Source organism: Nocardioides sp. (assembly GCF_035697785.1).
Lineage (GTDB): Bacteria > Actinomycetota > Actinomycetes > Propionibacteriales > Nocardioidaceae > Nocardioides_B.
Genome location: NZ_DASSCL010000083.1, coordinates 1 through 8,209 on the forward strand (window position 1 = coordinate 1; position 8,209 = coordinate 8,209).

7 protein-coding genes are annotated in these 8,209 nt (G+C 70.7%); 1 reads left to right on the forward strand and 6 read right to left on the reverse strand.

Annotated elements, in window-relative coordinates:
* The 6 genes from VFH10_RS08410 to VFH10_RS08435 all read right to left on the reverse strand — a co-directional run.
* Positions 1 to 758: PEP/pyruvate-binding domain-containing protein (locus VFH10_RS08410; RefSeq protein WP_325127666.1), on the reverse strand; the 758-nt coding region annotated here is incomplete at its 3' end.
* Between the two features lie 7 nt (positions 759 to 765).
* Positions 766 to 2,454: a PEP-utilizing enzyme gene (locus tag VFH10_RS08415; RefSeq protein WP_325127667.1), complete on the reverse strand. Its 1,689-nt coding sequence runs from the start codon at positions 2,452 to 2,454 to the stop codon at positions 766 to 768.
* Between the two features lie 115 nt (positions 2,455 to 2,569).
* Positions 2,570 to 3,808 carry a pitrilysin family protein gene (locus tag VFH10_RS08420; RefSeq protein ID WP_325127668.1) on the reverse strand — a complete coding sequence of 413 codons (1,239 nt, stop codon included), beginning with the start codon at positions 3,806 to 3,808 and terminating at the stop codon, positions 2,570 to 2,572.
* A gap of 31 nt (positions 3,809 to 3,839) precedes the next feature.
* Positions 3,840 to 6,074 (reverse strand): polyribonucleotide nucleotidyltransferase, encoded by a 2,235-nt coding sequence (locus VFH10_RS08425; RefSeq protein WP_325127669.1) that lies wholly within the window; start codon positions 6,072 to 6,074, stop codon positions 3,840 to 3,842.
* Between the two features lie 248 nt (positions 6,075 to 6,322).
* Positions 6,323 to 6,598, reverse strand: a complete 276-nt coding sequence (gene rpsO, locus VFH10_RS08430; RefSeq protein WP_325127670.1) for a 30S ribosomal protein S15 — start codon at positions 6,596 to 6,598, stop codon at positions 6,323 to 6,325.
* A gap of 144 nt (positions 6,599 to 6,742) precedes the next feature.
* Complete coding sequence (locus VFH10_RS08435; RefSeq protein WP_325127671.1) at positions 6,743 to 7,003, reverse strand: DUF6458 family protein; 261 nt, start codon at positions 7,001 to 7,003, stop codon at positions 6,743 to 6,745.
* Between the two features lie 163 nt (positions 7,004 to 7,166).
* Between VFH10_RS08435 and VFH10_RS08440 the strand changes: the two genes are divergently transcribed.
* Positions 7,167 to 8,209: molybdopterin-dependent oxidoreductase (locus VFH10_RS08440; RefSeq protein WP_325127672.1), on the forward strand; the 1,043-nt coding region annotated here is incomplete at its 3' end.

Consider the following 8,209-nt stretch of genomic DNA (forward strand, 5'->3'; position numbering starts at 1 on the left):
TGCGCGCCGTACACGTCGTCGCACCGCGTCGCCAGGTCGTCGAGCGCGGCGAGCTGCGCCTCGTCGAGGCACGGCGACGCGGCCCACGCCGGGTCGACGGGGACCTCCTCGGTCACGGCACCATCAGGACCCGCGCGGTGCCGGATGGCGACGTCCTTCTCCCCGAGGCGACGTTCCAGCAACCTCCCTCCGCGGGCGACGCGGTAGCTGTCGGGCGTGACGAGTCCGCCCACCACCGCCTCCCCCAGTCCCCAGCTGGCCTCGACCACGCGCTCGTCCGCGCCCGTGACCGGGTTCCGCGTGAAGAGCACTCCGGCCACGTCCGCCTCGACGAGCTGCTGGACCACGACGGCCATCCGGTGGTCGGTGCGCAGGCCCAGGTTGGCCCGGTAGGTGTCCGCGGCGGCGAGAGCCCCGGACCGGTGCACGTCGCGTACGGCGACCGCGACGGCATAGGCGCCTCGGACGCCCAGCACGGTCAGGTAGGCACCGGCAAAGCTGGCGCCGGCGGAGTCCTCGTCGGGGGCACTGGAGCGGACCGCCACCAGGCCCAGCTCGTCGCTCACCCGGGCGAGCTCAGCCACCGCGGAAGGGTGGGCCTCCACGACCGCTTCGACGGCGGCGGGCGACAACGCGTAGCCGGCCGGCACGGGGAGCCCGCGTCGAACCGCCGTTCCGAGCTCGACCGCCTTGCCGCCGTACTCGTCGACGTCCACAGCGTCGGCGAGCGGGGTCGCGATGCCGCGCCGACCGGACATTGGCGGTTCAGGACGCGGCCGGCGCGAGCACGTGCACCTCGCCGGTCGTGCCGTCCACCCGGACGCGGTCACCGTCCTCGATCAGGGTGGTGGCCTCGCGCGTGCCCACGACGCCCGGAATGCCGTACTCGCGGGCCACGATCGCGGCGTGGCACAGCTGACCACCCCGGTCGGTGACGATCGCGCCGAGGAGCGGCAGCACCACGTTGAAGTACGGCGAGGTGCTGCGGGTGACGAGGACGTCGCCGTGTCGGATCCGACCGAAGTCCGCCGGGCTGTCCACGAGCCGAGCCGGGCCCTCGTAGGTGCCGGAGTTGACGGAGAGTCCGCGCAGGACCTGGTCGGAGTTGGCGGCCTCCGAGACGCCGAACAGGTTGGCCAGGGCGGCGTCCACCGCACGTGAGGCACGGCGCGCAGCCGGTGGCAGGATGTCCGCCGGTGGCGGCGGAGCGGGCATCGAGTTGAGGAACGGCGGCGCGTCCTCGGAGGCGTGCGTGGTCCGCCACTCGTGGTGCGCAGCCGCCTCCGCGGGACTGGGTCCGGGCTGGCCTCGGAGCAGGGCACTGAGCTCGTCGAGCTTCAGGTCGACAGCGTGCGAAGGGTCCGGCAGAAGCCCGCGCGCGTGCAGGCGGCGCCCCGCCTCGAGCAGTGCCCGTCGAGCGAGCCCCGTCGCCCAACCGTCGGAGTACACGCCGCGTTCGTCGCGCAACCGGTTGACGAGCCGAGCCTCGCTCACCAGCTCGTCGAACTGGGCCCGGTGCTCCGTGGGGACTCGCACGCGGAGTGCCTCCACCGCGGTCTCGTCGGACGCCGGGGCCGGGAGTCCTGCGGCCGCGGTCGCCAGCGCCTGGACCATCACCTCGGGCATCTCGCCTGCCGAGGGATCTCCGACGTCGTAGCCGACCGACCTGTAGCGGACGGCCTCGACGTACGCCCGGACGGCCGGCCCGACGTCCTGGTCCTCCGACAGCAGCTCGATCCTCTCGGCCGGTGGGGCATCGGAACGGAGCACGGCCAGGGCGCGATCGTTGTGCGCGAGGGCGTCACCGGCCTTGACCAGCTCGTCGGCGGCGAAGCCCTGGGAGATCGGCGAAGAGCCCTTGAGCAGGCTCAGCACCTCACCGGGCGTGGCACCGGTCCACGGGACCGCGTGGGCGAGGAGGTCGCCGGTCAGCACGATCGCCGTGGCGGTGTACTTGTGGTGCAGCTCGACCATCTTCGCCGCGTGCTCACGACAGTCGTGCAGGTGCGCGACCAGCCCTTCGTCGGAGAGTGCCGCCACGTCGATGATCTGGATCGCCTTGTGCCGTTCTATCGCGGCCGGCTTGTCCTGGGTGTCCCACGTCTCGAGGTCGGTGCGCCACTGCTTGGCCTCGAAGGCTCGCGCCGAGGTGGCGATGCGCGCGCGCATCTTCGGGTGCAGTCGGGTCAGCAACCAGAGCACGGGCGCGGGCGGTGGGGCCGTGGCGCCCGGCGGCGCGAGGTACGCGACCGGCTGCATGTACAGGAACCCGTTGACCAGGGCGGGTTGGAGGTGGTCCAGGAGCAGCCCGTAGCGCGCCGTTCCCTCGGCGAAACCCCGAGGGAACGCCTCGATGATCTTGTCTCCGCTGAAGCGGGCGATCGGTCGCGTGAAGTGCGTCGAGTCGAGCTCCCACGATCCCTTGCCGGGAGCCTCGAAGTTGGCCTCGTCCATCGAGCGCCCCTTCCGTCCACAGCAACGTAGTCCGGGTGCCGCGTGCCGTCATCGCGGCGGACCGCATTCGACGAGGGCGGTTTAGACCATCGCGCCCCAGTTGCCGCAGGAGGCGTCAGCGGGTGGGGCCGACCGCCGCGAGGGTCTCGGGAGTGCTGAACAACCGGCGGGCGAGGTCGTGCACGTGCTTCGGCGTGACCGCCTCGAGACGGCTGAGCACCTCGTCGACCGAGAGCAGCTCCTTCTGGAACAGCTCGGCCTCGCCGAGCCGGGTCATCCGCGAGCCGCTGTCCTCCAGCGCAAGGACGGTGCCGCCGCGCGCCTGCCCCTTGCCACGCTCGACCTCCTCCTCGGTCAGGCCCGACTCGACCACGCGGGCGAGCTCGGTGCGCACCACGCGCAGCAGGTCGTCGGCCTTGCCGGGGAGTGACCCGGCGGCGACGCCGACCATCCCGGCGTCGGAGTAGCCGAGGCCGAAGGAGTAGACGGAGTAGGCGAGCCCGCGACGCTCCCGCACCTCCTGGAACAGGCGCGAGCTGGACCCGCCGCCGAGGCCGGCGTTGAGGATGCTCAGCACGTAGCGACGCGGGTCGGACCGGACCAGTCCCTGGCGCGCGACCACGACGTTGACCTGCTCGAACGGCCGTGAGGCCCGGGCCTCCCCCGCGTGGAAGCGGCGGGGCCGGTCCGCGAGGCGGGGCCGTGCCGGACGGGCGTCGCCGTCGAGGAAGCCGTTGCGCGCGAACGACGTGCGCACCCGGCGTACGACGTCGGCGTGGTCGACGTTGCCCGCCACGGCGACAGTCATCACCTCGGGCCGGTAGCGCCGCTGGTAGTAGCCCTTGACCTGCGAGCGCGTCAGCGCCTTGATCGACTCGGCGGTGCCGGCGATCGGGCGGGCCAGCGGGGTTCCGGCCCACGCAGTGGCGGCGACCAGGTTGTGCACGACGTCGTCGGGATCGTCGTCGTGCATGGCGATCTCGTCGAGGATGACCTCGCGCTCGGCCTCGACGTCCTCGTCGGTGACCAGCGAGGAGGTGATCATGTCGCCGAGCACGTCCACGGCCATCGGCAGGTCCTCGTCGAGGACGCGAGCGTGGTAGCAGGTGTACTCGCGCGCCGTGTAGGCGTTGAACTCCCCGCCGACCTCGTCGAGGGCGGCGGAGATGTCCATCGCCGAGCGCGTCGGCGTGCCCTTGAAGAGCAGGTGCTCCAGGAAGTGCGACGCGCCGCTCAGGCGCGCCGCCTCGTCCCTGGAGCCCACGCCCACGAACACGCCGACGGCGGCGGAGCGGACGCCGGGCATGTGCTCGGTGAGCACGCGCAGACCGCCCTTCAGGACGGTCCGGCGCACTCCTCCCGGTAGCTGCTTCAAGCCAGCCAGATCACTCGGCGTCGGCGACGGCCTCGGCGGACTCGTCGTCGGACGACGCGCCCTCCTCCACCACCGGGACCAGCGACAGCTTGCCGCGGTCGTCGATCTCGCCGATCTCGACCTGGAGCTTCTGGCCGACGGAGACGACGTCGTCGACGTTCTCCACCCGCTTGCCGCCGGCGAGGGCGCGCAGCTTGCTGATGTGCAGCAGCCCGTCCTTCCCGGGGAGCAGGGAGACGAACGCACCGAAGTTGGTCGTCTTCACCACGGTGCCGAGGTAGCGCTCGCCGACCTCGGGCATCGTCGGGTTGGCGATCGCGTTGACCGCGGCACGCGCGGCCTCGGCGGCCTCCCCGTTGGTGGCACCGATGTAGACGGTGCCGTCGTCCTCGATCGACAGGGTCGCGCCCGTGTCGTCCTGGATCTGGTTGATGACCTTGCCCTTGGGGCCGATGACCTCGCCGATCTTGTCGACGGGGACCCGCACGCTGATGATGCGTGGCGCGTGCACCGACATCTCCTCGGGCGTGTCGATGGCCTCGGCCATCACGTCGAGGATCGCCAGGCGTGCATCGCGCGCCTGGGTCAGCGCGGCGGCGAGCACCTCGGCCGGGATGCCGTCGAGCTTGGTGTCGAGCTGCAGCGCGGTCACGAAGTCACGCGTGCCGGCGACCTTGAAGTCCATGTCGCCGAAGGCGTCCTCGGCGCCGAGGATGTCGGTCAGCGCGACGTACTCCTGCTTGCCGTCGATCTCACCGGAGATCAGGCCCATCGCGATGCCGGCGACGGGCGCGCGCAGCGGCACACCGGCCTGGAGCAGCGACAGCGTCGAGGCGCACACCGAGCCCATCGAGGTGGACCCGTTGGAGCCCAAGGCCTCGGAGAGCTGGCGGATGGCGTAGGGGAACGTCTCGCGGTCGGGCAGCACCGGGAGGACCGCACGGCGCGCGAGCGCACCGTGGCCGACCTCGCGACGTTTGGGCGAGCCCACTCGGCCGGTCTCACCGGTGGAGAACGGCGGGAAGACGTACTTGTGCATGTAGCGGCGCGACTTCTCCGGGGAGAGCGTGTCGAGCTTCTGCTCCATGGTCAGCATGTTCAGCGTGGTGACACCCAGGATCTGGGTCTCGCCGCGCTCGAACAGCGCCGAGCCGTGCACCCGCGGGATCACGCCGACCTCGGCGGTCAGCGGCCGGATGTCGGCCAGCCCGCGTCCGTCGATGCGGACCTTGTCGCGCAGCACGCGCTCGCGCACCAGGGTCTTGTTCAGCGACCGGAACGCGGCGCCGATCTCCTTCTCACGGCCCTCGAACTGGTCGGCGAGCTTCTCGAGCAGGCCGGCCTTGATCTCGTCGAGGCGGTCCTCACGGTCGTGCTTGCCGGCGATCGTGAGCGCCTTCGCGGTCTCGTCACGTACGGCGGACTCCACTGCCGAGTACACGTCGTCCTCGAAGTCGAGGAAGATCGGGAACTCCTGCACCGGCTTCGCGGCCTGGTTGGCCAGCTCGACCTGTGCCTCGCAGAGCTGCTTGATGAACGGCTTGGCGGCGTCGAGACCGGAGGCCACGACCTCCTCGGTCGGAGCCTGCTTGCCGGAATGCACGAGGTCCCAGGTGGACTCGGTCGCCTCGGCCTCGACCATCATGATCGCGACGTCTCCGGTCTCGGTGACCCGGCCCGCGACGACCATGTCGAAGACGGCCTCCTCGAGCTGGCTGTGCGTCGGGAACGCGACCCACTGGCCGTCGATCAGGGCGACGCGGGCGCCACCGACCGGGCCGGAGAACGGCAGGCCGGAGAGCTGGGTGGACAGCGACGCCGCGTTGATCGCGAGCACGTCGTAGGGCTGGTCGGGGTCGAGTGCCATCACGGTGATGACGACCTGGACCTCGTTGCGCAGGCCCTTCTTGAAGGTGGGGCGCAGCGGCCGGTCGATCAGGCGGCAGGTGAGGATGGCGTCCTCGCCGGGACGACCCTCGCTGCGGAAGAACGAGCCGGGGATCTGGCCCACGGCGTACATCCGCTCCTCCACGTCGATGGTGAGCGGGAAGAAGTCGAAGTGGTCCTTCGGGTGCTTGCCGGCGGTGGTCGCCGACAGCAGCATCGTCTCGTCGTCGAGGTAGGCGGTCACGGAACCGGCCGCCTGGCGGGCGAACAGCCCGGTCTCGAACTTGACGGTCCGCTGGCCGTACTTGCCGTTGTCGATGGTGGTTTCTACTGCGTGAACTTCGGGTCCCTCGGTCAAGGGTTTCCCTTTCTCTTTCGCGGAGCGAGCCGCGAGCCCTGACCTGCGCCTCGATGACGAGGGGGTGGCCGGTCTTCGATCGAGGCCCGCGGGTGCCGAGATGGTGCTCGGACCCCGAAAGCCACTACCGAGGACCGGGCCGGCGATCGCGGGCCGCTCCTGGGATGGTTTCTATTCAGTTGGGTCGTGTTGATTCTCAACACTTGCACGAAACGGCCCACCCGGGGGTGAGCCGTTTCGGCACGAGATCAGCGGCGCAGGCCGAGCCGCGACACGATCGAGCGGTAGCGCTCGATCTCGGTCTTCTCGAGGTAGTTCAGCAGCCGACGGCGCTGGCCCACGAGAAGGAGCAGACCACGACGGCTGTGGTGGTCGTGCTTGTGCTGCTTGAGGTGGTCGGTCAGGTGGGAGATGCGGTGGCTCAGCAGAGCGATCTGCACCTCGGGGGAGCCGGTGTCGCCCTCGGAGGTGGCGTACTCGGCGATGATCTTCTTCTTGGTCTCAGCGTCAGTACCGATCGACACGGAGCTCCCTTTCATGGTCTCGTTGCGCGGCGCGCCCGGGCCTGTTCACCGGGGCACTGTGGATCCGCGGCCGTTGCACGGCGGAAAGTCGCCCTCATGGGCAACCGTTCAAGGCTATCAGCGGAGCCCGGAGCGGCGAAATCGTCAGATCGTGGGCGGAGGCGGGTCGCTCTCGACGTGCCGCTCGGTGACCGTGCGCGAGCCGTCCGGGTGCGTGGTCGCCTGGATCGCGCTGTTGCGACGGCGCATGTTGGCCTGCACCGCGGTGAGCACGACGACGACCAGCCCGGAGAAGGTGAGGATCCAGCCCAGCGTGGTGATGTCGATGCCCGGCGCCTCGGCCTTCACCGCGAGCGCGAAGATCAGGCCCAGGACGAACAGGGCGATGCCGGCTCCGTACCCCAATGTGTTCCCCTTCGTCGACGGCGCCGTCTCGAGGGCGCCGTCCTCCCCGTGTGGTCGAGACGAACGGTTCCCGATCCGGCCGACTCGACACCCTAGCGGTCGGACCGGGCGGCCCCGACCCCGCACTCCACCGCTGACCCGCGTGTCGTGCCACGATGACGAGATGGAGAAGCGCCTGGGCGTGTGCAACCTCTGCGAGGCCATCTGCGGTCTCGAGCTGACCGTCGAGGACGGTCACGTCACCTCGATCCGCGGCAACCTCGACGACCCGCTCTCCCGCGGCCACATCTGCCCGAAGGGCGTCGCACTCGCCGACGTGTACGAGGACCCCGACCGGCTCCGTCGTCCGGTGCGGCGGGTCGGACGCGGCCCGGACGCCCAGTGGGTGGAGATCTCCTGGGACGAGGCGCTCGACCGCACCGCCGAGGGCCTGGCGGCTGCGATCAACGAGCACGGCCGCGACGCCCTGGCGATCTACCTCGGCAACCCCAACGCCCACTCGCTCGGGTCGCAGACGCACGGCGTCGGGATGCTCAAGACGTTCCGCACCCGCAACAAGTTCAGCGCCAGCTCGGTCGACCAGGTCCCCCACCAGCTGGTCGCGTGGCAGCTCTTCGGTCACCAGCTGCTGATCCCGATCCCCGACATCGACCGCACCAGCTTCTTCCTCGTCTTCGGCGCCAACCCGATGGCCTCCAACGGCTCGCTGATGACCGTCCCGGACTTCCCCAACCGGCTGCGCGAGCTCAGGGCCAGGGGCGGTCGAATGGTCGTGCTCGACCCGCGACGCACGGAGACGGCCAGGGTCGCCGACGAGCACCACTTCGTGCGGCCGGGCACGGATGCGGTGGTGCTGCTGGCGATGGTGCGCGAGCTCGTAGAGCAGGGGCTCACCGACGTCCCGTCGTACGTCGACGGCGTGGAGTCGGTCCGGCTGGCGGTCGCCGACCACACCCCCGAGTACGCCGAGTCCGTCTCCGGCGTGCCCGCTGACGTCATCCGCCGGCTCACCCGCGAGCTGGCCACCGCCGAGGGGGCCGCGGCGTACGGCCGCATCGGGCTGTCCACCCAGGGCTTCGGCACCGTGTGCCAGTGGGCGATCCAGTGCCTGAACATCCTCAGTGGCAACTTCGACCGCGAGGGCGGGGTGCTGTTCACCGAGCCGGCGGTCGACATCGTCGGCAAGCGCATCGTCGGTGCCGGCCA